The organism is Myxococcus sp. AB036A, from assembly GCF_006547355.1.
GTDB classification, from domain to species: Bacteria; Myxococcota; Myxococcia; order Myxococcales; family Myxococcaceae; genus Myxococcus; species Myxococcus virescens.
Map to the genome: position 1 here is coordinate 93,484 of NZ_VHLC01000016.1, position 24,106 is coordinate 117,589.

General features: G+C 69.1%; 24 protein-coding genes. 9 read left to right on the plus strand and 15 right to left on the minus strand.

Annotated features, from left to right (window positions below):
* Positions 1–4: 4 nt before the first annotated feature.
* The gene (locus tag FL344_RS09385; RefSeq protein WP_141618270.1) at positions 5–1,252 is read right to left on the minus strand and encodes a sterol desaturase family protein; all 1,248 of its coding nucleotides are present in this window, start codon (positions 1,250–1,252) and stop codon (positions 5–7) included.
* Positions 1,253–1,317: 65 nt separating this feature from the next.
* Between FL344_RS09385 and FL344_RS09390 the strand changes: the two genes are divergently transcribed.
* Both FL344_RS09390 and FL344_RS09395 read left to right on the plus strand, forming a co-directional pair.
* A complete protein-coding gene (locus tag FL344_RS09390) occupies positions 1,318–1,905 on the plus strand; it encodes a Crp/Fnr family transcriptional regulator (protein WP_141618271.1) in 588 nt (195 codons plus the stop codon).
* A 42-nt stretch (positions 1,906–1,947) separates the two neighbouring features.
* On the plus strand, positions 1,948–3,267 hold the full coding sequence (locus tag FL344_RS09395) for an MFS transporter (protein ID WP_141618272.1): 1,320 nt from the start codon (positions 1,948–1,950) through the stop codon (positions 3,265–3,267).
* 1 nt (position 3,268) lies between these two features.
* Here the strand turns inward: FL344_RS09395 and FL344_RS09400 are convergent, their stop codons facing one another.
* The 5 genes from FL344_RS09400 to FL344_RS09420 all read right to left on the minus strand — a co-directional run bounded on the left by FL344_RS09400 (position 3,269) and on the right by FL344_RS09420 (position 7,269).
* Positions 3,269–4,252: an Ig-like domain-containing protein gene (locus tag FL344_RS09400; protein ID WP_141618273.1), complete on the minus strand. Its 984-nt coding sequence runs from the start codon at positions 4,250–4,252 to the stop codon at positions 3,269–3,271.
* A gap of 116 nt (positions 4,253–4,368) precedes the next feature.
* On the minus strand, positions 4,369–5,070 hold the full coding sequence (locus FL344_RS09405; RefSeq protein WP_228564896.1) for a hypothetical protein: 702 nt from the start codon (positions 5,068–5,070) through the stop codon (positions 4,369–4,371).
* Between the two features lie 117 nt (positions 5,071–5,187).
* Positions 5,188–5,823 carry a hypothetical protein gene (locus tag FL344_RS09410; protein WP_228564897.1) on the minus strand — a complete coding sequence of 212 codons (636 nt, stop codon included), beginning with the start codon at positions 5,821–5,823 and terminating at the stop codon, positions 5,188–5,190.
* Positions 5,824–5,956: 133 nt separating this feature from the next.
* Positions 5,957–6,562, minus strand: a complete 606-nt coding sequence (locus FL344_RS09415; protein WP_228564898.1) for a hypothetical protein — start codon at positions 6,560–6,562, stop codon at positions 5,957–5,959.
* A gap of 47 nt (positions 6,563–6,609) precedes the next feature.
* On the minus strand, positions 6,610–7,269 hold the full coding sequence (locus FL344_RS09420; RefSeq protein WP_228564899.1) for a hypothetical protein: 660 nt from the start codon (positions 7,267–7,269) through the stop codon (positions 6,610–6,612).
* Positions 7,270–7,583: 314 nt separating this feature from the next.
* Between FL344_RS09420 and FL344_RS09425 the strand changes: the two genes are divergently transcribed.
* From FL344_RS09425 to FL344_RS09435, 3 genes are all read left to right on the plus strand, one after another.
* Positions 7,584–8,447, plus strand: coding sequence for a deoxyribonuclease I (locus tag FL344_RS09425; RefSeq protein WP_141588113.1), 864 nt, complete (start codon positions 7,584–7,586; stop codon positions 8,445–8,447).
* A 4-nt stretch (positions 8,448–8,451) separates the two neighbouring features.
* Entirely contained in the window at positions 8,452–10,164 is a 1,713-nt protein-coding gene (locus FL344_RS09430) for a carboxypeptidase-like regulatory domain-containing protein (RefSeq protein ID WP_141618278.1), read from the plus strand.
* A 701-nt stretch (positions 10,165–10,865) separates the two neighbouring features.
* Positions 10,866–11,228, plus strand: coding sequence for a transposase (locus FL344_RS09435; RefSeq protein WP_228564901.1), 363 nt, complete (start codon positions 10,866–10,868; stop codon positions 11,226–11,228).
* On the opposite strand, the gene FL344_RS09440 is transcribed toward FL344_RS09435, so the two are convergent.
* From FL344_RS09440 to FL344_RS09460, 5 genes are all read right to left on the minus strand, one after another.
* Entirely contained in the window at positions 11,209–11,793 is a 585-nt protein-coding gene (locus FL344_RS09440; RefSeq protein WP_171410192.1) for a MarR family winged helix-turn-helix transcriptional regulator, read from the minus strand. The two genes, FL344_RS09435 and FL344_RS09440, sit on opposite strands and share 20 nt — an antisense overlap.
* A gap of 159 nt (positions 11,794–11,952) precedes the next feature.
* On the minus strand, positions 11,953–12,585 hold the full coding sequence (locus tag FL344_RS09445) for an EcsC family protein (protein WP_090487784.1): 633 nt from the start codon (positions 12,583–12,585) through the stop codon (positions 11,953–11,955).
* Between the two features lie 3 nt (positions 12,586–12,588).
* Complete coding sequence (locus tag FL344_RS09450; RefSeq protein ID WP_141588109.1) at positions 12,589–13,032, minus strand: hypothetical protein; 444 nt, start codon at positions 13,030–13,032, stop codon at positions 12,589–12,591.
* 109 nt (positions 13,033–13,141) lie between these two features.
* Complete coding sequence (gene panD, locus FL344_RS09455) at positions 13,142–13,534, minus strand: aspartate 1-decarboxylase (RefSeq protein WP_090487788.1); 393 nt, start codon at positions 13,532–13,534, stop codon at positions 13,142–13,144.
* A 105-nt stretch (positions 13,535–13,639) separates the two neighbouring features.
* Positions 13,640–14,482 carry an LEA type 2 family protein gene (locus FL344_RS09460; protein WP_090487790.1) on the minus strand — a complete coding sequence of 281 codons (843 nt, stop codon included), beginning with the start codon at positions 14,480–14,482 and terminating at the stop codon, positions 13,640–13,642.
* Between the two features lie 85 nt (positions 14,483–14,567).
* Between FL344_RS09460 and FL344_RS09465 the strand changes: the two genes are divergently transcribed.
* The 4 genes from FL344_RS09465 to FL344_RS09480 all read left to right on the plus strand — a co-directional run bounded on the left by FL344_RS09465 (position 14,568) and on the right by FL344_RS09480 (position 19,201).
* The gene (locus tag FL344_RS09465) at positions 14,568–16,085 is read left to right on the plus strand and encodes an alpha/beta hydrolase (RefSeq protein WP_141618280.1); all 1,518 of its coding nucleotides are present in this window, start codon (positions 14,568–14,570) and stop codon (positions 16,083–16,085) included.
* Between the two features lie 13 nt (positions 16,086–16,098).
* Entirely contained in the window at positions 16,099–16,836 is a 738-nt protein-coding gene (locus FL344_RS09470) for an ATP-binding cassette domain-containing protein (RefSeq protein WP_141253215.1), read from the plus strand.
* Positions 16,833–18,005, plus strand: coding sequence for an ABC transporter permease (locus tag FL344_RS09475; protein WP_141618281.1), 1,173 nt, complete (start codon positions 16,833–16,835; stop codon positions 18,003–18,005). Before FL344_RS09470 ends, FL344_RS09475 begins: the two co-directional genes overlap by 4 nt.
* Positions 18,006–18,133: 128 nt before the next feature.
* Positions 18,134–19,201 (plus strand): DUF2804 domain-containing protein, encoded by a 1,068-nt coding sequence (locus FL344_RS09480; RefSeq protein ID WP_141618282.1) that lies wholly within the window; start codon positions 18,134–18,136, stop codon positions 19,199–19,201.
* A gap of 33 nt (positions 19,202–19,234) precedes the next feature.
* On the opposite strand, the gene FL344_RS09485 is transcribed toward FL344_RS09480, so the two are convergent.
* From FL344_RS09485 to FL344_RS38445, 4 genes are all read right to left on the minus strand, one after another.
* Positions 19,235–20,341: a hypothetical protein gene (locus tag FL344_RS09485; protein ID WP_228564900.1), complete on the minus strand. Its 1,107-nt coding sequence runs from the start codon at positions 20,339–20,341 to the stop codon at positions 19,235–19,237.
* A gap of 204 nt (positions 20,342–20,545) precedes the next feature.
* Entirely contained in the window at positions 20,546–21,850 is a 1,305-nt protein-coding gene (locus tag FL344_RS09490; protein WP_194863055.1) for a pitrilysin family protein, read from the minus strand.
* Positions 21,847–23,145: an insulinase family protein gene (locus FL344_RS38440; RefSeq protein ID WP_194863056.1), complete on the minus strand. Its 1,299-nt coding sequence runs from the start codon at positions 23,143–23,145 to the stop codon at positions 21,847–21,849. The genes FL344_RS09490 and FL344_RS38440 overlap by 4 nt, the downstream gene beginning before the upstream one ends.
* The coding region (locus tag FL344_RS38445) for a toxin-antitoxin system YwqK family antitoxin (RefSeq protein ID WP_368667421.1) at positions 23,142–24,106 on the minus strand (965 nt) is incomplete at its 5' end. The genes FL344_RS38445 and FL344_RS38440, both read right to left, overlap by 4 nt.

Sequence of the window (24,106 nt, forward strand, 5' to 3'; positions counted from 1 at the left end):
GCGTTCAGCGCGAGCCCTGCGGCACGGGCGTGGCGCCCTGGCTGGTGCCGCGCACCACGACCAGCCAGACGAGCGACACGCCCATCCACGCCGCGCACAGCGCGGTCCAGCTCTGCGGCGCGGAGGCGTGCATCAGCCACCACGTCACCGCCGCCCCCATGGCAAGCACCCGCCCCAGCTCCAGCGGAAGGCTCCAGCGCCGTGACTCCAGCATCCCGCTCCACGCGGTGGCCATGGCCCAGAAGAGCAGGCTGAGCACCAGCTTCTGCCAGCCGGACAGCGGCGAGGCGTGGTGGCTCACCAGCAGCATGAAGGGCATCGCCGCCAGCAACTGGAACACGAGGTAGCCCCGGACGCCGGGCAGCTCGGTGGACTGGAACTTCAGCTCCACGCCGTCCTTTTGCCAGCCCACGGAGGGGCGCGGCGGCAGGTCCGCGGGGCGCCAGCCGGTGGGCATCACCCAGATGCGCAGCCGGTCCCAGTGGCTCTTGGTGGCCACCGCGTCGCTGACCAGCTTCCCCCATGCCTGGAAGTTGATGACGGTGGGGTCCCAGGTGTTGGGCGGGGAGGTGAGGCCGTAGGAGCACGCCTCCTTCTCCTCCTCGAAGGTGCCGAACAGCTTGTCCCAGATGATGAGGAAGCCCGCGTAGTTCTTGTCGATGTAGACGTCATTGCGCGCGTGGTGGACGCGGTGGTGCGACGGCGTGTTGAGCCAGGACTCAATCCACCGGGGCATCTTCGGGATGACGCGCGTGTGGGGGATGAACTGGAGCACCAGGTGGAAGGCCACCATGGCCAGCACGGCCTCGGGCGGGAAGCCCACCAGCACCAGCGGCCAGTAGAAGAGGAACGAGAAGAGGCGCTGCGTCACGCTCGCGCGCAGGGCCACCGCGTAGTTGAGCTCCTCGGTGGAGTGGTGCGGCGAATGGGCGGCCCAGCCGATGTTGGTGCGATGCCCGAAGCGATGGAACCAGTAGAAGAGGAAGTCCACGCCCAGGAAGAGCGCCACCAGCTCCAGCGGCGAGGACACACCCAACTGCCATGGCGCGAACTGCCCCAGTTGGATGAAGAGCGGGAGCACCAGCAGCGCCACCGCCACGTTGACGCACTGGTTGAGCACCGCGGTGCCCATGCTCGCGATGGAGTCCTGGAAGGCGTAGTACCCGTTGCGTCGAATGACGCAGTAGGCGAATTCCCCCAGCGCCAGGACGATGACGAAGGGCGTGGCCACGGCGTAGACGTTGATGCTCATGCCGTCGGTGTATGGCGCCCGGAGGAAGGCCGCCTTAACCTGGGTTAAGCCCAGGTGCCTTCCGCTTGAGATACCCGAAGCTCTTCGAGCACATCACCGCGCTCGCGCCGCTTCCCGCCAGCGAATGGCTGAAGGCGGAAGCGTTGGCGCGGGAGCAGGCGCTGGACAAGCGGGCGCTCTTCCTGCGGCCGGGCGACTCCGCGGACCGCTTCGGGCTGGTGCTCCAGGGTGTCTTCCGCGCGGTGCGCGTCTCCGCTCGGGGCGAGGAGTCCATCAAGGCCTTCCGCGCCGAAGGTGAGTTCATTGGCGCCTACGCGGAGATGTTGCAGGGCCAACCCTCCATGACGGCCATCGAGGCGCTGGAGCCGGGCCGCGTGCTGGCATTCCAGGCGCGTGACCTTCAATCGCTGGAGGCCGGCCATCCCTGCTGGGCCCAGCTCGCCCGGCGGGTGGCGGAGCGTCACTACATCCTGAAGGAGCGCCGCGAGCAGGAGTTCCTCGACCTGTCCGCGGAGGAGCGCCTGGAGCGCTTCTGGCAGGAACATCCCCACCTGCACGGGCGTGTCCCTCAGCGGGACGTCGCGGCCTACCTGGGCATCACCGAGGTGGCCTTGAGCCGCATCGTGTCACGCCGCCGCAAGCGGGCGGAGTGAGCGCGGCGGCGCGGTCCATGGTTTCATCGAAGGCCGACCGCCATGTCCTCCCTCCCAGCCTCGCAGGACCTTCCGCAGCGGCCGTTGACCCGTGAAGACGCCCGGACGCTCACGCTGGCGGCGCTGGGGGGCGCGCTGGAGTTCTACGACTTCATCATCTTCGTCTTCTTCACCAAGGTCATCGGCGTGCTCTTCTTCCCGCCCGATACGCCGGAGTGGCTGCGACAGCTTCAGGCCTTCGGACTGTTCGCCGCGGGCTACCTGGCGCGCCCGCTGGGCGGCATCGTCATGGCGCACTTCGGAGATCGGGCGGGCCGCAAGCGCATGTTCACGTTGAGCGTGTTCATGATGTCGGTGCCCACGCTGCTGATTGGCCTGCTGCCCACCTATGAGACGGCAGGCTACGCGGCGCCCCTGGCGCTGCTCCTGCTTCGCGGGGTGCAGGGCGCGGCGGTGGGCGGTGAAGTCCCGGGGGCCTGGGTCTTCGTGTCGGAGCACGTGCCCACGCGCAGGGTGGGGCTGGCGTGCGGAACGCTCACCGCGGGCCTCACGTTCGGAATCCTGCTGGGCTCGCTGGTGGCCACGGCGGTGAATTCGCTGCTGGGCCCCGAGCAGGTGAATGCCTACGGCTGGCGAGCCCCCTTCGTCATCGGCGGCGTGTTCGGCTTCCTGGCGGTGTTCCTTCGCCGATGGCTGGCGGAGACGCCCGTCTTCGAGGAGCTGCGGCGGCGCAAGGCGCTGGTTCGGGAGCTGCCGCTCAAGGCCGTGCTGCGAGGCCACGGTGGCACCGTGGTGATGTCCATGTTGCTCACCTGGGTGCTCACCGCCGGCATCGTGGTGGTCATCCTGATGACGCCCACGTTGATGCAGACCCTGCACGCAATCACCGCCACGCAAGCGCTGGTCGCCAGCAGCGTGGCCACGCTGAGCCTCACGTTCGGCTGCGTGGCGTATGGCCTGCTCGCGGACCGCGTGGGCGTGGGGCAGTCGCTGGGGCTGGGCTGCGCGTTGATGCTCTCGGCGACGTATGCGCTGTACCTGGGCGTGGCGTCGTCGCCGGAGGCGCTGGTGCCGCTGTCCGCGCTGGCGGGCTTCTGCGTCGGCGTGGTGGGCGTGGTCCCCACCGGCATCGTGCGCGCCTTCCCCGCGGCGGTGCGCTTCTCGGGGCTCTCCTTCTCATACAACATGGCCTACGCCATCTTCGGCGGGCTCACCCCGTTGGTCGTCACCTTGATGATGAAGGCGTCGCCCCTGGCGCCCGCGCACTACGTGGCGGCGGTGAGTGTCATGGGCGTGGGGATTGCGCTGCACCTGCTGCGCGCGGGGCGGGGCTCGGCGCTGCACCCCGCCACCGAGCGCTGACTCAGTAGCGTTCGAAGACGAAGGTGAACGTCTCCCGCTCCGTCGGGCCGAAGGTGAGCCGGAGGAAGCGGTCGCCGCCGGGCGCGGTGAACTTCAGCGTGTGGGTGATGGCGGGCAGGCAGACGGGCCGGACGGGCTCCAGCGCGGTGGCGATAGCGTCCTCGCCTTCCGTCGTGTCGTGCACCGCCACCGGGATGGGGTGGTTGAGGTACAGGATGACGGGCTCGTCCCGGCTCTCTCCCGACACGACTTCCGTGTAGCCCAGGAAGGACGTGCCGCTGGCGGGGAGCGTCAGGCCGTAGAACTCGTGCGAGGTATCCGTCGCGGGGTAGATGGTGGGGGAGGCGCTCGCGGTGACGGGTACCGGGCTCTCCAGCAGTGCGTGGGCGCAGGCGTGTTCGGTGGTGCCGTCGCGCCGGCCGGTGGTGAAGTCCAGCCGCCCATCACCGAGTCCCGCATGCGACGTGTCCACCGAGTGGCCCTCCGCGCCGCGCAGCGCGCCGAGCTCCAGGGTGTACGCCGTCTCCTCCTCCAGCGGTGGCAGGTCGGATTCGGGCCGGGGGATGGCGACCGAGAGCGTCAGGCCATCCGCGGACCAGGTGCCCGTCAGCGTGCGAGGGGCATTGGCCGGCGTCGTCCGGTCGACGAGCGTGACTTCCGCCGCCGTGGTGTCCATGGGCGTGTCGAAGGTGAGCGTGACGAGCTTGCGCACTCCGGTGGTCGTCGCATCCGCCTTGAACAGCTCCACGGGCAGGACGTTCGTCTCTCCCTCCGAGGGCGTGGAGCCGATGACCGTGGGGCCCTGGACCGAACCCGCGTCGGGCTGTGTTCCGGCATCGGGCTCCCTGCCCGCATCAGGTTCGGCCCCCGCATCTGGACGGGTGCCCGCGTCCGGCGTCGGAGGGACGGGGTCGTCATTGTCACAGCCGGCCAGAGCCAGCAGGGCGCACGTGGCGAGCAAGGTGGTGGTGGCGACGGTTCGCATCGGAGGGCCTTGGTGAGAGGTGGTGCGGGGAGAAGGTCCGGAGCGCCCCCCGAGGTGAGCGGGGCGCCCCGGTGGAGGGGCTGCGGTGATGCCCAGGTCACCCTGAGGGTGACGGGCTAGCAGTTGAAGATGGCGGGGTTGGTGTCGTCGCAGTCGAAGCGTTGGGTGACGTAGCCCGCGGGCGCCTCACACGCGAATCGGTAGAGCGGGCTGTTGGCGCCGTAGCCATCTCCGTCCGCGTCCCGGTAGTAGCGGCCGCGGTTGTCAAACAGGTACTCGGGCACGATGCCGACCGAGGTGGTGGGCGCGGTGATGTTCAGCTCGTAGGTGTGGCCAACCGTGAGGTCGAACACCCGTGCGTGGTGCAGCGTGCAGGTGCCCTCGGTGATGCCGTTGGTGCTGACCAGCGCGGTCAGCGTGACGTTGGGCGTGACGCTCTTGTCCACGGCGGTGATGGTGACGTTTTGCGTGGCGTAGAACGCGACGGACTCCACGGTGGAGCCCGCCGAGGCCCTGGCCACGGGGACGTACGTCACCTTGCCGGTGCCGCTGCCGGACAGCGTCACGGTGTAGTGCTTGTGCTGGGTGCTGATGTCGGGCGCCCCCGTGACGCCATTCACATTTACGTTGTCGCCAGGGTTGGACGCATGGGCGCACGCGTGCGTCGTCATGGCCGTGTTGTCCACGCTGGCGCAGGTGGCCTCCAGGGGCTGCTCCTGCTCCGACGTGAAGTCCTGCCCTGTGTCGTCCATGGGGCCGCAGGCGGCCAGCACCAGGCCGAGGAATGCACTGCAAAGGGGCCGCTGGGTCAGCTTCATGATGAGGCTTCCTTTCGTGAGCCGGGCCCCGCGAGTCGCGGGCACCGGCAGTCCCCACTCATGATGTAAACGCAACTTAATTGCAATAACGCGGGAGGTCGGTTCGTCCCGGATGCGTTACTGCACGTGCTCGATGACCATGTGGAGTTCGGGCAGCGACGTGGGGCCGAGCTGGAGCGTGTACTGGACGCGGTCCGTCAGTTCGTAGCCGACCATGTGCTTCAGCCCGTCGCAGAAGCCGCCGGTGGCCTGGGCGCCGGCCTGGGGCACGGTGGTGCTGATGGCCGTCTCGGTGAGGGTGACGGGCACGTCCGGGCTGCTCAGGTAGACGACGAAGTTGCCGGTGGCGAAGGCCTTGTAGCTGAACGTCCCCACGTACTGGCTGTTCTCCGGGAGGAGCTTCACCGTGTAGTAGGTGTGGAAGTCGTCCACGCGGGGATGACGGGCGGTGGTGGCGTTGACGGTGACGAAGGGACCGTTCGTCACGTGCCAACAAGCGTGCTCGCCGTCGTCACCGAAGTCGAAGCCGTCGCCAGGGACGTGGTTCGGGTCCGGCACGCAGGCCAGGCCATCATCGGCGGCCGCGTAACCCTTGTTGCAGTGGCACCAGTCGCCCGTGGGCTCCCGGTGGATGTGGCCGTTGGGCTCGCAGGGGTCGCCGGGCTCGATGGGGGCGGGGTCTTCGTCACCACCACAGGCGACGGCCGCCGCGGCACACGCGGTCAGGAAGAGGACTCGGAGGGTCGGGCGCATGAGGTGCTTCATATGTGTTTCCCTGGTTCAAATGCAACTGAAGTGCATTTGTGTCGATGTGCGCACAGGCGAAGACCCACGGCGGGAGGAGGAAGCTCCCGCCGTGGGCCTTCAAGACGCTCCGCGGGTCAGGTCAGTGGTGGTGACCCGCCTCCTCGATGATGAGGGTGAAGGCGGCGTTGGAGGGGAGGATGGAGCGGAACTCCAGGTAGTACTCGGTGTCGGCCTCGAGGTCCGCGATGTAGGCCGTCTTCAGGCTGGAGCAGACCTCGGCGGGGACGGTGTAGCGGCACTCGCGCGCCACCTCGGTGCCGGTGGCGGCCTCGAAGATGCGCAGGCCTCGCTGGCGCGACAGGATGAAGGCGAACTCACCCGACGCGTCCGGGAGGAACGAGACGCGGCCGGCGTAGTTGAACGGCGAGCGCTGCGGCAGGGTGACCTGGTAGGCGGTGTGGGCCTGGCTGACATCCACCAGGACGGGCGCGCCCAGGGCGGCGGCGGTGATGGGCTCGAAGGGGCCGTATTCGGCGTGGTAGCACGCGTGCTCCACGACGTGCTCCAGCTCCGCGGGCTCCTCGCAGGCGGGGAGGATGCTGAACAGGGCGTCCTCGCTGCTCTCCAGCGCGGCGGCCTCGGGCGCCACGGGGGACTCCTCCTCGACGGGGGTGCCGCAGCCGGCGATCAGGACGGCCACGCTGGTGGCGAGCAGGGACTGCTTGAAGGGGAACTCCAGCTTCATGGTGGTTGCTCCTTGGAGGGGTACTGCGGGGTGACAGGGGTGTGTGTTCAGGGCGTGGCGGGACGCAGGACGAGCCACGCGGCCACGACCTCGCCCGAGGCCCGGCGCTCGGGGGGCAGCTGCATGTGCGTGGCGTCCTCGCCGAGCCGCAGGTCGGCGGTGCGGCGGAAGGACTCCTGGAATGAGTCGCTGTCCGGGAAGGTGACGCGCGCGACGCAGCCAGCCGCGAAGCATCGAGGTGGCTCGGCCTGGACGGGCAGCACGTCGGCCTCCACCTGGGCATGCCACTTCGCCAGCGCCGCCCGGGCCTGCGCCGTCCAGGGCTCGTGGCTTTCGCCGGAGGTCGTCAGCTCCGCCAGCACCGCGTCGCGGCGGGCTTCAGGCGAGGGGTATGTGCCGCGCAGGGCCGTCACCAGCCGCAGGCGCAGGGCAGGGGGCGTGCGCCGGGAGCGTGCGGAGCGCTCTGCATCGGACGCCGAGGTGGGCCTGGATTTGATGAGGCGAGCGTCCGGCTGCGCGGGGGCGACAGGCGTGGAAGGCCGGGGCGCGACGGAGCGCGGCCGCGGTGTGGGGGCCTGGGCGAGCGGGGTGGATGCTTCGGGCTCCGCGGCCTGGGACGGAAGCTCCACTGGCCGGTGAAGCCATGCCGCGACGGCGCAGGCCAACGCCAGTCCCGTGAATCCCATGCTCCAGATGAGTCGGCTCACGATGACACGCCCTCCTTCGTGGCAGGACAGAGCTCTGCCGTCCCCGCCAGGTCCCCATTCCAGGAACGCTCGCGACAATGTGCCATCCTGAGTCAGTTGCAATCAAGTTGCGTTTATGGGGCGCAGCGGTGGCGTGGGGACGTGCGCGGAGGAGGAATCGCGCCGTGGGGTGGGTCTCTGGGGACCCTGTGTTTCTTGTTTTTCAGGAAGGTTGGTTGCCGGTCACGAACCTCATCCACTAGGACCGTTGCACGTGCCTGGTCCGCGCGTGCGGCCGCGCCGCATGGCCGCCCCTCTCACGCCGAGGTCACTCCATGGGATTTCCGTCCTTCTTGTTGCGCGTGGTGGTGCTGGTCGTCCTGGCTGTTCCCACGTGGGCCCAGGCGGGCTCGTATCTGCGCGTCGTCAGCTGGAACCTGCGTCACGAGGGGTGGACCGCGGAGCAGACGTATCGCGAGGACGCGGAGCAGATCTGGCGGCAGTACGGCGCGAACAGCAATTCCAACAACGGCTGTGACCTGGTGTTCCTGCAGGAGGTGATGAATACCAGCGTGGTTCCGGCCATCGTGGCGGAGCTCAACGCGGTCTCCGGCGTGAAGTGGCGCTATGCGCAGACGCCGCTCATCGGGCGCTCGTCGTACAAGGAAATCTACGCGGTGCTGTACCGGGAGGACACGGTGTCACTGCTGTCATCCAGTGTGTACGAGGACACCGGCGACACGTTCGAGCGCGAGCCGCAAATCGTCCGCGTGCGGCACACGCCCACGGGCGCGGACTACACGTTCATCAACTGGCACACCGTCTGGGGCAATCCCTCCGACCGTGACGCCGAGGTGAAGCAATTCGGCGCGGTGTTCAAGGCGGTGCAGGACGCCAGCCGCACCGACCAGGACGTCATCCTGGTGGGGGACCACAACATGGCGTGCACGACGGCGTCCTGGGCGAACCTGGTGGCGCTGTCTCCCACGGTGGCTTGCAAGCTGAACGTCGCCACCACCATCAACCTCAGTGGTGGCTACGTGAATGCCTATGACCACTTCTGGATGCAGCCCGAATACGTGACGGAGTTCTCCTCGGCGGGGCGCGACTACATCGGGAACACGCGGGACTTCGTCACCCGCCTGTCGGACCACGCGCCCATCTACCTGACGCTGTATTCCGCCAGCGATACGGATTGAGACCTTGAAACGTCGCGCATGGGGTGTGGGGGGCGCCGCGCTGGTGTTGGTCGCGCTCGTGCTGTGGTGGCTGTGGCCCGCGGACGTCGCCGCGCCGGTGACGCCCGCGCGCGCGCCCGTTGTACGCACGAAAGCCCCAACCCCCGTGAGTCCGCCGCCGCCCGTGGATCTGGAGCCCGCGCACTCAGAGGGACTGGTTCTGCGCGTGGTGCTGCAAGGGGATGTTCCCTTCCAGGGAGAGGCCCGCGTGGGCGAGGCCTCCATCTCCGACGCGGACCGGCACCTGTGGGAAGTGTCGAAGCGCGAGGGGCGCGAGGGCGCCGGGCCTGAGCGGCTGGAGGACCTGGCCAACGTGTTGGAGTGGCGGCCCGCGGAGGTGACGCCGTCCGCGACGGGGGGGACGTTGGGACCGGTGCTCGTTCCAGTGGTACCGCTCTACCGGGTGGTGGCCTGGGCAGCGGATGGAACGTTCTGGCTGGGCGACGTGGTGCTCGAGGAGGGGGGCACCACAGGCGTCGTGGAGGCCGTGCTGTCTGCCCGGGCGCCTACCGGTGTGCGGGTGCGGCTCACGGGAGTGCGACCCGAGCATGGCCCGTTCTCACTTCGTGTGGTGCGTGGCGTATCCCGGGATGTTCGCGACGCGGAGCGCGCGAGCGAACTGTTGCCCGTGATTCGGCATGTCGCGCCGGACATCGCCTCCGCGCTCGCGGACGGTACGGCGCTCCCGCTCCCTGTGGGGAAGTCGCTGGAGTTGCGGCCATTGCCCACGGACCCCGCGGTGGGGTTGGTACTCCGGAGCGCGGCGGGAAGGGAAAGCGCGTGGGTGGAGGTGCCTCTGCGCGAGGGGCGTGTGGAGCCGGTGGTGCTGGACGTGGGTTCGCTCTTTCCCGAAGGCGTGGGGGAGGCGGTGACGCTGCGGGGGAAGGTGGAACTGGAAGGAACGTTCCGTCCACCGGAAGGCGCGAGGCTCCTGGGGCCGGGGGACGTGGAAATCCCACTCGCGCAGGATGGGCGCTTTGTCGTGTCGGGGCTGCCGTCCTGGGAGCCGTCCCGCTTCCGTGTCGAGGTGGCATCACCCGTTTCCAGACGTCCGGTGGCCGCGGCGGAACAGGCTTTCGATTTCAGGCCCGCGCCGGGTGTGCGGGACGCCGAGGTGACGTGGCGCGTGAAAGCCTACCGGTGGCTCGTGCTGCGCATGGATGCCGCCATGCGGGCACAGATAGAGGCACGGACCCAGAAGCCCTATCCCGTGTTCGTTCTCCAGCGGTGGCGCCACGAGAACCAGTGGGAGCTGGCTTCCGCCGGCGCATACATCCAGGAAGAGGATGGGATGGCCGTGTCCATTCTGGAGCCGGGGCGCTATCGAGTGCTGGTGTCTTTCTCTGTTCACGAGGTCTACACCAGTACCGCTGCGGACGTGGGCGAGGACATGGTGGACGGCACCGTCACCTTCCAGGTGGATGTGGAGGGGAGCGATTGCGAGGTGCTCGTCACGGATGGGCGTAAGCCGGTGTTCGGCGCGCGGGTCACCGCATCAAGTGACGTGAGCTCACTGCCTCCCGCGTGGGGACTCACGGATGCGCAGGGACGTTGGCGGTTGGGGCGCGTGAGGCCGTTCGGCCTTCACCTGGAGGTGGAGGCGGAGGGATACGCGCCCTGGACAGGGGAAGTCGCCGAGGCCTGCCGACGAGGGGGCGAGGTTCGCGTCCAGCTTTAGGGGAGACCCCGCTCGCGGCGAATCCAGGATTCTTCAACTCCGCATGGCGTTCGTTCTGGAGGATTCAGTGAGAACGATACGAGTCGGTCGTCTCGGAAGTGCTCGTGTTTGGCTTGGTGTGTGTCCGGACGCCGCGTACGGCTCATCCGGCGTGCAGGGCAGGAGGGTGGCTTCGGGACCAGAGTTGCCGATGCTCACGACCATCGGCATTGAAGCTCTGATTCCACGGGGGCCCTTCTCGGAGTACGGGCTACTTGGGCTATCGGGGAGGCATCAGAAGGACCAACATGAGCTTCGGCTTGAAGTTCCATGGACGGAGGCCGAAGGCGCTCCATGGCGTGCCGCTCTTGTGGGGGCGACCCCTTCGCCCCGAGTCGGGCTGCCGCAGGAGTTCGCTGACGCTGTCCTCGACGGGCTTGATGCTGCATCACGAGCTCGGCTGGCAGGCGGCGTCCTGGCGGTGCGCGCGGCGGCCCACAGCCCTGTCGGCTCCAATCCGAACCTCATGGCTCGCCTGGCACGAGCTTGTGTGGGGCTGATGCTGCGAGGAGACATGCGCGACGACGAGCTCAGCATCTTCCTCGAGGCCTCCCTGCTGAGCTGAGATCGAAGGCACAACCGACTCTTTGTGCTCCCTTCCTCCCAGGGGGGCATGCCGCCTCACCGGGCCCGGGGTTTTGCTCGAGCGCATCATCCCGGCGGTGCAACTCATTTACCCCCTCACTCCGGGCAGCCTTCGACTGCGCGTCGGGCATCGAGCGCTCTGTCGCTTCCAGCTTCTACTGCTTCGAGCAGAGTGGAGTTCGGACGCGGGGCGCGACGACGTCCTGGACGATGCTCGCCAAACCTTGGAGGAAGGCGCCATCCTGGCAGTGGACGTGACGTGCTTTCCGAAGAAGGGAAAGCAGTCGGTGGGCGCGGCTCGTCAGTGTACGGGCACTGCAGGCAACAGCGCACGGGATGGTGAAGCGGAGCCTGCCGTGCTTGCTCCGTGCCGTGCGTGGGCGCAGCTCAGGCTGCGCCCACACACGGTAGGAACGCTGCTCAGGCCGCGTTGGCGGTGATGGCCATCAGCTCCGTGTGAGTACGCCTGGGCGCCGCGGCGGGCTCCAGCTCATCGGCCACCGGGGCATCCGTCTCGCCCCCTTCGGTGGCCAGCTCCGGCGCGCGGTTCTTGCCGCCCAGGGCCTCCACCCACCCCTCCAGCAGGTCCATCAGCGCGCTGCGCTGCTCGCCTTCCAACGGCATCAGCAGCCGGGCCATGCGCTCCTGGACCACCGAGTCCGCCTGCTCCGCCAGGGCGCGGCCCTGTTCCGTGAGCCTCACCCGAACGCGCCGCCGGTCATGCCGCACGGAGCGCTCGCGCTGGACGAGTTGCGCGGCCTCCAGCCGGTCCAGCAGTCGGCTCAGCCGGGGTGGGGCAATGCCGCCCAGCCGCTCCGCGAGGACGTTGACGGGAAGGAGGCTCTCCGCCTTCAGCCACCAGACGGCCTGGACCTCCATCGGGTCCAGCTCGGTATGGGGTAGGGCACCCAGGGGGCTGCCCAACGCACCGCAGCGCGCTACGTCGATGAGCAGATTCCTCAACCGCGCCACCTGCACCCGCACTTCCGCCGAGAGCTCGGACATCCTGGTCGCCTCCGTCTCTCGGGCGTCGTCGTCCCTCCGACCGAGGAGTCCCGATGACCGCCCGTCTTCCAAGGGGGCAAAGGCCCCGCCTGGGCGATCAACGGTCCGGCGCAGAAGGCATATCGGACCCACCGAAAGAAATGTGCGGGGCCCGGTCCGTCAGGCGCCGCTGGCCTTCTTGCGCTGGGCCTTCGCCTTGGCGTGGGCCTTGTCGAAGCCCTCGTAGAAGCGCACGGCCTGCTCGCCCACCATCTGGATGTGCTGGTTGTTGAAGTAGGCGGTGACGGGCGCGGCCACCAGCGGCATGGCCCGCCCCAGCGTCTGCATGCCGCCCTTCTCCAGCAGCATGGCGGCCAGCTTCCCCAGCACCTTGGGACCCGCGCGGGGCAGCGGGCCCAGGCCGTTGGCGTAGCCGAACAAGTCCAGCATCTCCCCGCGCGCCCGCTCCGTCTTGAGGTTCACCTTGTAGAGGGTGGCCACGTCCGTGAGCAGGATGATTTGCAGGTACGCCATGAAGAGCAGGTCCGCCGGCAACGCCACCAGCCCGAACACCCCGCTCACCCCGCCCACCATGCTGGCGAGGTTCTTCTTTTCGTCCACGATGCGCTGGGCCAGCTCCCGCGGCGACGCCTGCGGGTAGCGCTTCTCCAGGGTCGTGATGCGCACACGCGAGCGCGCCACCTCCTGGAGGACGATGTCCGACAGCCGCGCCGAGCCGAGCTTCTTCAGCTCCGCCGGAGTCATCTTCTTCATGAAGGCCAGCCGCTCGGCCACGCTGTCGTAGAGACCCATCCCTCAATAACCCCGCTCGGACAGGTAGAGGTCCACCAGCGCGCCTTCTTCGTACCAGGCGTGCCGCATCTCCACGTTGAACCAGCGCGAGTCCGGCTTCGGACCGCGCACCTCCAGCTTCACCTGATTGGGAGAGGTGTCGATGATGGCCGCGCGCGCCTTGCACGCCGCGCCCGGGTCTTCGCCGTAGCCACCCTCGAGGCAGATCTCATCACCCACCGAAAGCCGGCGGGTGTACTCGGTGGCCAGGTAGAGGGCGTCGTCACATGAGCCCCGCGCGGAGGACGTGCCGAGCGCAGCGCATCGGTTCTGCGGCGGCGCCTTCACGACAGGGATGACCCCGTAGAGCGGGTCGTCGTTGTTCGGATCCGGACGGAAGGCTCCCGTACCCGTACAACCTGTCAGCACCAGCGAGAGCGCGCCAGCGCTCACCCACGACCGCCTCATCGTATCGACTCCTCCGGGGCCCACGACCCCACCCTTTAAGGAAGGGGGGAGCATGGCAAAAGGCGTTCGATGGGGCAAAGCAGCCAGCGGACCGCTGCGGCGCCGGGCGTCAGGCCGAGCGGCGCTGCGGGCCCGGAATCTCCTTCGTCTGCCCGGGCACCACGCGGTTGTCCTTGTCCACGAACACCACGGTGGGCTTCCAGTTCGCCACCTCGGCTTCCTCGACTTCCGCGAAGGTGGCCAGGATGACCAGGTCGCCCGGCTTGTTCAGGTGCGCCGCCGCGCCGTTGATGCAGATGACGCCGCTGCCGGCCTCACCTTCCAGCGCGTAGGTCTCCAGGCGCGTGCCCTGGGTGACGTTCCAGACCGCGACCTTTTCGTTCTCCACGATGTCGGCGGCGCGAAGCAGGTCGCGGTCGATGGTGACCGACCCTTCGTAATCCAGGTCAGCCTGGGTCACGGTCGCGCGGTGGATTTTCGACTTGAAGAGGATGCGGCGCATGTGTGTCTCGACCTTGGAAAAGCGGCAAGGACGCCCCACCGTAACGTCTGAGGCGCCCTGGGACAACCCTGTGTTCAGTTCCCCTGCCCGCAGTGCAGGCAGGCGTCACTTAACGAAATTGACGAGCTGATTGAGACTCAGGGGAACGCTCTGGGATTCCGAGGTGAGCTTGCCGTCCAGGCGGACCTGCGCATTTCCGCCCGAGCGCAGGGCCAGGGCCGCGTTCGCCGCGCGAGCGAAGCTGATGGTGAGGGGCAGGGTGACCTGCTTCGTCCCGCTGCCGTCCAGCTTGCCCAGGTTCCCGGTGGACAGCGTGCCCACATCCGCGCCCGCCACCTTCAGCGCGCCCGTGATGCCGGCCACCGGCAGCGGGAAGCTGTTGCGGTTGGTAATCGACAACGGGAATTCCACGGTGGCGCCGGTCAGGGTGATGTCCTTGATGCGCGGCGCCTGGAAGGACACCTGCGGAATCTTGGGGACCTCGAAGGTGCCCTCCTTCGCCAGCGGGAAGCTCAGCACGCCCAGGGGCGTCTTCACGCCCAGCGTGCCCTGCGCCTTGAAGGCGGCCTTGTCCTGCTTGAGGAAGGTCTCCAGCACGGGGACCACGTCCGCGAACTTCACGTTGGCCGGGAAGACGAGCTCGCTCTTGCCGTTGGCCTTGAGCGCCAGTCCCGAGCGCGGCTTGCCGGCCACGACCTGCTTGCCCTCCACGAAGAAGGCGTAGTCCACCTCGGCCAGGTTCAACCCGAAGCCGTTGGGGTTGTTCAGCTCGTAGACCAGGTTGATGGTGGCGTCGGACAAGGACGCATCCGCGAGCCGGGCCGTCTTGAAGGAGAGGGTGGGCTTCTTGAAAGCCCCCTTCAGCATCTTCTGCAAGGCGGCGCAGCCGCTGAGCGTGGTGAGTCCAAGGACGGCCAGGACGAGAAGGGCACGTTTCATGGTGGGCATGGGCGTATCACCGGACGCCCCTTCTCCGCGCGGGATTCAATCCAATGCCGTGGGAGGTGGTATGTGGGGAGCCTCCCGTACCCAGATGGAGGCACCCTTGTCCGGGGTCCGTGCACACATCTCCTCCCATCGTCCGCCCTGGCGCGCCTTGCTGGCCCTGGGGCTGCTGGCTGCGGCATCGGTGTCCTGCTCCAAGAGCAGCCAGGACCCCGCGGAGCGGCGAACGCTGTCGTTGAAGCCCTGCCGCCTGGAGGGGCTGGCCACGCAGGCCCAGTGTGGGACCTTCGAGGTCTTCGAGGACCGGGCGGCTCGCACGGGCCGCAAGATTCCCCTGCGCGTGGTGGTGGTGCCGGCGCTGGCCGCGCAGCCGCAGCCGGATCCGTTGGTGCTGCTGGCGGGAGGCCCGGGCCAGGCGGCGTCGCGTTCGACGCAGGTATTGATGGCGGTGGAGCGCATCCGCCGCAAGCGCGACATCGTGCTGGTGGACCAGCGAGGCACGGGGGACTCGAATCCGCTGAACTGCAAGACGGACTCGCCGGAAGAGGGGCTGTCCGCGCGGCTCGAGGAGGGCAAGGCGGCGGAGGAGGTGCGCAAGTGCCGCGAGGGCTGGGACGCCGACGTGCGGCACTACACCACGCCCGTCGCCATGGATGACCTGGACGAGGTCCGCCAGGCGCTGGGCTACGAGAAGCTCAACCTCTGGGGCGTGTCCTACGGCACGCGCGCGGCGCTCGTGTACATGCGGCAGCACCCGGAGCGCGTGCGGACCGCCATCCTGGATGGCGTGGCGCCCATGGGGTTGTACCTGCCGCTGTTCGCGCCCCGCGACGCACAGCAGGCGCTGGATCGGCTGCTGGCGAACTGCGAGGCGGACGCGGCGTGTACCCAGGCGTATCCGAACCTGCGGTCCAGGACGGAGGCGTTGCTGACGACGCTGGAGACCACGCCCGCGCGCACCCAGGTGGCGCACCCGCGCACCGGCGTGTTGGAGGAGGTCGTCCTGTCGCGCCGCGCCTTCCTGGCGCAGCTCTTCGCGCAGCTCTACAGCCCGGAGATGTCCTCCCTGGTGCCGTTGATGCTGGACCGGGCCACGCAGGGAGACTGGTCCCCCTTCGTCGCGCTCAGCGTGGGCCTGACGGAGAACCTGGGACGCACCGTGAGCCATGGCCTCTACTTCGCCGTCGTGTGCGCGGAGGACGCGCCCTTCTACGACGAGGCGGCGTTGGTGCGCGAGTCGCAGGGCACCTGGTTCGGTCCGACCATGGGCCGCGAAGTCCTCTCCGTCTGCGCGGACTGGCCGCGTGGGAGCCTGCCCCAGGGCTACCGCGAGCCGGTGGTGTCGTCGGTGCCCACGCTGCTCTTGTCGGGCGAGCTGGACCCGGTGACGCCGCCCGCGTGGGCCGAGGAGGCGAAGCGCACGCTCTCCAACAGCCTGCACGTGGTGGTGCCCGGCGTGGGCCACAACACGATTGGCGCGGACTGCGCGCGCACGCTGATGCTGGACCTGCTGACCCAAGGGAGCGTGGAGGGGCTGTCGTCCGCGTGCGGCACCAACCTCTCCCGTCCTCCCTTCTTCACCTCCTTCGCCGGCCCGGTGCCTTGAGGACGCGCGCGCCATGATTGAAGCCAGGAACCTGCACAAGCGCTTTGGCAAGAAGGTGACGGCGGTGGAGGACGTGTCCTTCACCGCGGAGGACGGCGTCATCACCGGCCTGCTGGGCCCCAACGGCGCTGGCAAGACGACGACGATGCGCATGCTCTACACGCTGGTGCGGCCGGACCGCGGCACCGCGCTGGTGGACGGCGTGGACGTGGTGCAGCGACCGCAGGAGGCCCGGCGGGCGCTGGGCGTGCTGCCGGACGCGCGTGGCCTCTATCCGCGCCTCACCGCCCGCGAGCACGCGCGCTACTACGGCGAGCTGCACGGCCTGTCCGGCGCCACGCTGGACAAGCGCGTGGATGAACTGCTGGACCTGTTGGACATGCGGGACATCGCGGACCGCCGCACGGAAGGCTTCAGCCAGGGCCAGCGCGTGAAGGTGGCCATGGCGCGGGCGCTGGTGCACGGGCCTCGCAACGTGCTCTTGGACGAGCCCACCAACGGGCTGGACGTCATGAGCACGCGCTCGGTGCGCACGCTGCTGCGGCGGCTGAAGGATGAAGGCCGGTGCGTGGTGTTCTCCAGCCACGTGATGCAGGAAGTGGCCGCGCTGTGTGACCGCATCGTGGTGGTGGCACACGGGCGGGTGGTGGCGGACGGGACGCCGGACGCGCTGCGCGCGAGCACGGGCAAGGACAGCCTGGAGGAGGCCTTCGTGGCCACCATCGGCACGGACCAGGGGTTGATGCAATGAGCGGGCTGTCCTTCTCCGTCTTCCGCAAGGAGTTGAAGGACCACCTGCGCGACCGGCGCTCGGTGCTCACCTCGTTGATGTGGCCGCTGATTGGTCCCGTCGTGTTCATGGTGATGTTCAACCTGCTGGCCTCCTGGTACCGGCAGGACCGGCCGCTGGCGCTGCCGGTGGTGGGGCGGGAGCATGCCCCCAGCCTGATGGCCTTCCTGGAGCGCTACGGAGCGCAGCTGGAAGAGGCGCCGGAGGACTACGAGTCGCGCATCCGGGCGGGCTCGCTGGACGCGGTGCTGGTGGTGCCGGACGACTACGCCGAATCGTACTCCGCCGGGCGCACCGCCGAGGTGCAGCTCGTGGTGGACAGCTCGCGCCAGTCCGCGCGCCAGTCGGTGCTGCGCGCGCGGCGGCTGCTGGAAGCGTACGCCCACATGCTGGGCAACCAGCGCCTCTACGCGCGAGGCGTCTCGCCGGACCTGGCCATTCCCGTGCGGGTGCAGGAGGCGGACCTGTCCACGCCGGAGCGCACCGCGGCGGGGCTGCTCAACATGGTGCCGCTCTTCCTGGTCATCGCCGCCTTCGCGGGCGGCATGCAGGTGGCCAGCGACGCCATGGCGGGTGAGCGCGAGCGTGGCTCGCTGGAACCCCTGCTGCTCAACCCGGCGCCCCGGAGCGCGGTGGTGACGGGCAAGTGGCTGGCCACCGTGGTCATGGCCATCGCGGCGGTGCTGATTACGTTGGTGGCCTACATGCTGGTGGTGCGGCGCGTGCCCTTGGAGGACCTGGGGGTGAAGGCCCGCTTCGACGCGCCCGCCGCCCTGGGCATGGCCGCCGCCGTGCTGCCGCTGGCCCTGGCCGCCTCCGCCGTGCAGGTGTGGGTGTCCACCTATGCACGCTCCTTCAAGGAAGCGCAGACGTATCTGTCCCTCCTGATGGTGGTGCCCATGCTGCCGGGCATGGTGCTGGCCCTGTCTCCGCTCCAGCCGAAGATGTGGATGTTCGCGGTGCCGGTGCTGGGCCAGGAGGTGCTCGCGGGCGAGGTGATGCGCGGTGAGCCGCTGGGCGCGCTGCCGTTCCTCATCGCGGGCGTGTCCAGCATCCTGCTCACGGTGTTGTCGCTGGCGGTCACCGCGCGTTTGTTGTCCCAGGAGCGCATCGTCTTCGGCCGGGGCTGACGAGGGTCCCCATCGCGCCGCTGTTGCGTTACGCTCCGCACAACCTCTCAGGTGCCACTGTCGGCGGGTGGCGCTTGGGCGGCGGCCTGACATGACAGCCACGCGCCTTTGCCTTCCAATGGGGCCAGATGAAGCCAGAGCAAGACGCCTTGTTCCCTCCCGCGCCAGTATCCGTGGCCACCTCCGGGGGGCAGCCCCGATTCGGTACCTACCAGGGTGAGCTGCCTGAAGTGGACCTGCCGCGCCTGCAAGGGCAGTGGGCCCCGGGCCGCACCACGCGTCTGCTGAAGCGCAAGCGTTGGCACTACACCTTCGCGGCCACGCCCGAGGTCGCCGCGCTCTTCGCGGTGGTGGACCTGGGCTACACGTCGAGCGCCTTCGCGGTGGCCCTGGACTTGCGCGAGCGCAAGCCGCTGTGTGACGTGAGCTTCCTGGGCACGCCCGGCCCCATGGTGGTGCTGGGCGACAAGCCCGGTCAGGGCCTCAAGGCCTCCTTCCGCACGCTGGGCGGACGGCTGTCGGTGCAGCGCGGCGAGAACGACGAGCGCTACCGGGTGGCGGTGGACGTCAGCCGGCTGCGCACCGGAAGCCTCCAGTCCTTCCAGTGGGAGGGCGACATGATGGTGGCCGGCGGCCCGCCCGCGCTCACCGTGGTGGCGCCAGTGGAGGGTGACGGGCTGGTCAACGTCACCATGAAGAGCAATGGCCTGCTCACCTTCGGCAGCCTGGAGGCGGGCGGGAAGCGCTTCCGGTTGGATGGAGGTGTGGGCGGCATGGATTACACGCAGGGCTACCTGGCGCGGCACACCGCGTGGCGATGGGCCTTCGCGTCGGGGCGGCTGGCGGACGGCACGCCGGTGGGCATCAACCTCGTGGAGGGCTTCAACGAAGGCAACGCGGACGCCAACGAGAACGCGCTGTGGCTGGGGGACAAGCTGTACCCGCTGGCGCGCGCCCGCTTCGAATACGACGCGAAGGACCTGATGGCGCCGTGGCGGCTGGCGACGGTGGATGGCGCGGTGGACCTGCGCTTCCAGCCCCTTCATGTGCACCGCGAGGACCGGAACCTGCGCCTCGTCGTGAGCCACTTCGCGCAGCCGGTGGGCTTCTTCAACGGCACGGTGCGCGTGGGAAGCCGCACACTGGAGTTGTCCAACGTCCCCGGCGTCACCGAGGATCAGGACATGCTCTGGTGAGGTGCGCGACCCCCCCGTGAGGAGTCGCGCCTCTCAGGGCAACGGGACGCTGTAGACGCGCTCGGACGTCAGGCGGCCTTCAGGAAGGAGGCGTTCCGTCCACTCCAGCGCGCCGCTCGTGGTTGCCCGTGCCTCCTCGGTGTCGGTACCCGTGGTGACGGTGAGGGCTCGTGGCCCGGCGGCGGGCGTCCGGCGCAGCACCACCTCCGTGGGCGCGGCGGGCGTCTCCGCCGGACGGTAGACGTCGAACAGCACTTCGGACGCGTCGCCCGTGAGCAGCCCTTCGCGCACGCCCCTGCGGACCATCGCCTCGGTGGCGAGTCCTCGCTTCGAGGTGAATGTCCCCTTCAGCGGCCGGGTGCCCTGCCGCCCCTCATAGCGGTACACCTTGCTGGGCGTCTCGCGCGGAGGGGGCTTGGGTGGCCGCTCGCGCCGGAGCGTCACCTGGAGCGTGAGGTTGCCGTTTTCGGCATGGGCGTGGCGCTGCTCCTGCAACTGGCCCGCGTCATCCGTGATGGTGGTGACGGTGCGGTCCTCCGCGCGTGGGCCATTCGGGGCCCCTGGCAGCAGCAGGCTCGTGGAGGCTTCCGTGCGCTGCGCACCCGCTTCCAAGCTCCGCCCGGTGCGCCAGTCGAAGCCCGCGAGCCGGCCATCCAGCTTCAGCACCCGAAGTTCCGCCATGGGCGCGGGCGCCCGCGGCGGGCCCGGCACCTGGAGCGTGGAGGCCAGGCCCGTCGTGATGCGCTGGAAGGTGCGCGCGTAGCCGGGCTCGTCATGCGCGCAGAGCAGGGGCAGCGCGGGGCTCGCGCTCACCATCAGCTTCAGCCTGCCCGCGCTCACACTGTCGCCAGGCGAGGCCACTTCATAGTCCACGTCCACGAACATGACCGGCGCATCCGCGACCACCGAGACGTCCGTGGGAGTCAGGCTCCGCACGGTGACGCCCTTGTGGCCCTGCACCGCCTTCGCCACCGCGAGCACCGCGCCCGCCGCGTCGATGGGCCGCTCGTACACGAAGCAGCCCAGCGTGGCCTCGGTGCCCAGGGGAATCTCCAGACGTGTGGAACCTTCGTGCCGCGTCAGCTTGGGCGCCGCCACGGCTTCGACCTCGGCGGTGAAGATGCCCTCCGTGGAGTTCACGCGTTGCTTCGGCAGGGGCTCCAGTTCACGTGAGAAAGGGCCGGACGGCGGCCTCGGTGGGGGCTCCGGCGCGGCGGGCGTTTGCGGCGCGGGTGGCGCTGGCCGCACCGTCGTCACGGCGGGCCCGGCGCATGCCAGGGCGAGACACATCAGGGGGGCGAATCTCCGCATCATGCCTCACGTGCCCAGGAGCGCCGGCGGCCGTCAGCCCTCCAGGGGGGAACTGGTGATTCTGACTGCGCGGTCCTCTTGGAAGTTGCGACGCACGAAGCTCTTCAGCACGGCGGGCGTGGGGACGCGAGCGGGCTGAAGGACTTCCAGGTTCACGAGCTCTCCCTGGCGAGGCTCCGACGCGAGCGCCGCCACGGTATCCGCCAGCTCCGGCCCCTCGGCAAGCAGCAGCTCCGACAGGCGCTGGCTCCGCTGCTCGAGCAGCTTCCGTTCGGACGCGCTCGGGGGACGGAGCGCCAGCGTGTCGAACGTCTCCTGCATGAGGTAGGGCAACCGGGCACCGTCGATGGAGCGCGTGTAGGCGAACGCGAGCAGCAGGTCGTTTCCTCGCAGGTTGATGCAGAGCACCCGCATGCTGGAGACGATGGGCTCTTTCAGATGGACCTCGCGCAGCAGCCGGAGCTGAATCAGGTCCGCCACCACACGGCACGTGCCTCGGTCCTCGCGGGAAATCGGGTACCCCTGCGCGATGAAGGTGCTCGGCGCGCGGGTGTGCTGCTCGACGGGGTAGATGGCCGTCTCGGTCACGGAGGCCACGGCTTCCTCGGGCAGCGCGGGAGGGAGCCGATAGGCCGTGTCCACCAGTCGGCGCGCCTCATCGACGGTCGTTGCGCCCGTGAAGACGAGCGAGATGTTCGAGGTGACGTAATGCCGGGTGTAGAACGCCAGGAGGTCGTCACGGGTGATGCGCGCGCGCGACTCGGTGGTCCCAATGAGGGCGTTCTCCAGTGCCACACTCTGGAACATCGCCTCCTCCACGTGTGTGGACAGGCTCATCCGGGAGAAGTGGTAGATGCTCTCCGTCTTGATGATGCCCAGCTCGCGCTCCAGGCGCTTGCCCCCGGGAATCTCGGGACTGGTCACCATGCGCAGCACGTCGCGCGCGAGCGCAGGGAATTCCTTGGCGGGCGCGTCGAGCGCGTAGATGGTGGACTGCGCCGAGGTGAAGGCGTTGAGTGTGCCGCCCGTCGCCTCGACCCGGTTCCGCAGTTCGGTGCCCGCGAGGTCGTGGCTGCCATGGAACACCAGATGTTCCAGCAGGTGCGCGAGCCCCTCCTTCCCGACGGGGTCACGCGATGCGCCCGAGCGCACCACGAGGCGCAGGGACGCGGTGGCCACCCCTGTCTGGGGCACCACCACGAACTCCGTGCCGTCGGGCAGCCACTCGGCGGTGAGGGCCGGGGCGTTGGCCACCGGCGGGGCCCGGCCCTCGGCGGAAGGCGCCGCGCAGAGCAGCGCGAGCAAGCAGGCCCAATGACGAGCGCGGGGCATGTTCATCGCCGTCCCCCTCCACGGATGCGTGATTTCGAAGCGGGCCGCGGCGTCTGATACGGCGTGAAGAGCAGATGAACGAGCCGAGCCTCGCTCAGCCAGGGTTGGACGCGCCGGGAGAATTCCTCGGCCGAGAGCGCGGCGAGCGAGGTCTCCACTTCCGGGGAGTACCATGCCGGTGTCTGGATGCTGCTGGCGAGCTGGAGGGCCACCGCGCGCGGGTTCGGGTCTTCGAGCCGGAGGCGGGCCAGCGCCGAGCCATGGCTGGTCGCGTACTCCTCGGGTGTCACCCGGCCTTCGCGCACCGCGGCCACTTCCTGCAGAAGGAACGGCCCCAGGTCCAAGGCCGAAGGGTCATTCGCGGGGAGTGTCAGCACCAGCGCATCCATCCAGGGGGTCAGCATGGGCGCCGCCTCCTGGGCGTAGCCGACGCCCATGGTCCGGAACCTGCGCTCCATGCGGCGTTGGAGCAGCGGCCCCACCACCCGCAGGACGGCGGCCTCTTCGGGTTGGGTGATGTGGACCGGGTAGGCGAGGACGTTCACGTCGCTCATCGAAGGGAGCTGCGCCTTGCTGGGCAGCTTCGGTGTGAGCCGGGCCACCGGCGCGGCTACGCCGCCGCGATAACGCGCCACGGCCCGGCGGAGCGCGGGGGCGTCGAAGGCCCCCGCCGCGATGACGGTCGCGTTCCGGGGATTGAAGGCGCTCGACATGTGGATGGCCACATGGCGTTCCGTGAGGCTCTGCACGCTCGAGGGAGACGGAGGGGGCGGCGCCGCATAACGCGTGTCACTGGAGAGGGCTGACGCGAGTCGTGCCTCCAGGAAGTCGTGCGTGTCCGTCAGGCCGGGGTCCTGCGCGGTCCGCTCGATGGCCTGCTCCAACTTCGAGGCGTCCAGCCTGGCATCCAGCAACATGCCCAGCAGCCGCTGGGCGAGCCGGTCGAAGTCGCGGTGATGGACTTCGAGGATGAAGGCGCTCTGCCGCAGTCCGGTGAGGAGCTCGAGCGAGGCGCCCGCCCCGAACAAGTCCCGCACCAGGTCGTCATAGCGGCCACGCAGGTTCGCCTCCAGCATGGCGTGCTGGGTGAGGCGGGTGAGCCCGTGGCTCCCCGCTTCGTCGAACCGGCCGCTCTGGAAGGCCACGACCAACGTGGCCGTCCGGGAGTCTTCGCGGGGCGCCAGGATGAGCTGGGCGTGTTCGGGGGTCTCGCGTGAGCGCAGGACCTCGAAGGGGGCGGCTGTGGCGAGCCCGGCGGACAACAGCATGCAGAGGGCCGCGGTGAGTGACGCGCGTTTCATGGTGTGCCTCGAACCGCCTGCGCGCTTTCCGGGGAGGGGCTTCGCGTCACCCGGGGGCCCGCGGCGGTCTCCTCGACCGTCAGGCCGTTGAGGTTCGCACGGTGCACCGTGAGCGCGTAGCGCGCGGCCCATTCGGGGTCCTGCCTGCGAGGCCAGAGGTGTCTGAGCCGCTGCCCCCACCATTCGAGGTCATGCCCACTGAAGAGGGCATCCTGGGATGCGGGGAGGACGGGGGCGGAGGGGGTTTCAGCGACCTCGCTCCCACTCTCCGCGGCGGCGGGCGCGTCCTGCGTCTTCGCACCGTCCACCCACACGAGTGAACGCTGACCTTCGTGCCAGGTCGTGGCGTCCACCCGTTTCCCGGTGGCGTCGTAGGTCGTCCAGTCTCCGCTCCGCCTCCCTCGCTCGTAGTGGCCTTCCACCCGCTTGCGTCCGGTGGAGAAGAAGAGTGCGTAGGGGCCATGAAGGTGCCCGTGCTCGTAGTTCTGGAGCTCTTGGAGGACACCGTCTTCCGCCAGCGTCTGCGTCGCGCCGTGGAGCTTGCCCTCGGCGAATGCCTGCCTCATCACCAGGGCGCCCGATTCGGCGTAATGGAGCCATTCGCCAGCGGGCAGGTCGCCCCGGTATTGACCTTCCACTTGCAGTCGCCCGGTGGCATCCCAGCGGCGATAGGGGCCCTTTCGTGCGCCCTGCGTCCAGGTGGTCTCCTCGCGCAATCGGCCTCGTTCGTCCCGGAGCCATGAAGTGCCCTCGTTCTTGTCCTCGGCATTCGCGCACCAGTCGAGCACCCAGCCATCAGGTCGCACCACGCGGTGCGCCTGCGTGGTGGGCGTGCAGGGGGACTTCTGCGAGACGTACATGGATTGCGCGCCGACGAGGATGACGCCCACCATCGCCAGTCCACCGACACGCGGTGAGAGCAGCGCAGGGGGGCGGGTGGCGGCGGGGGGCACTCCAGGGC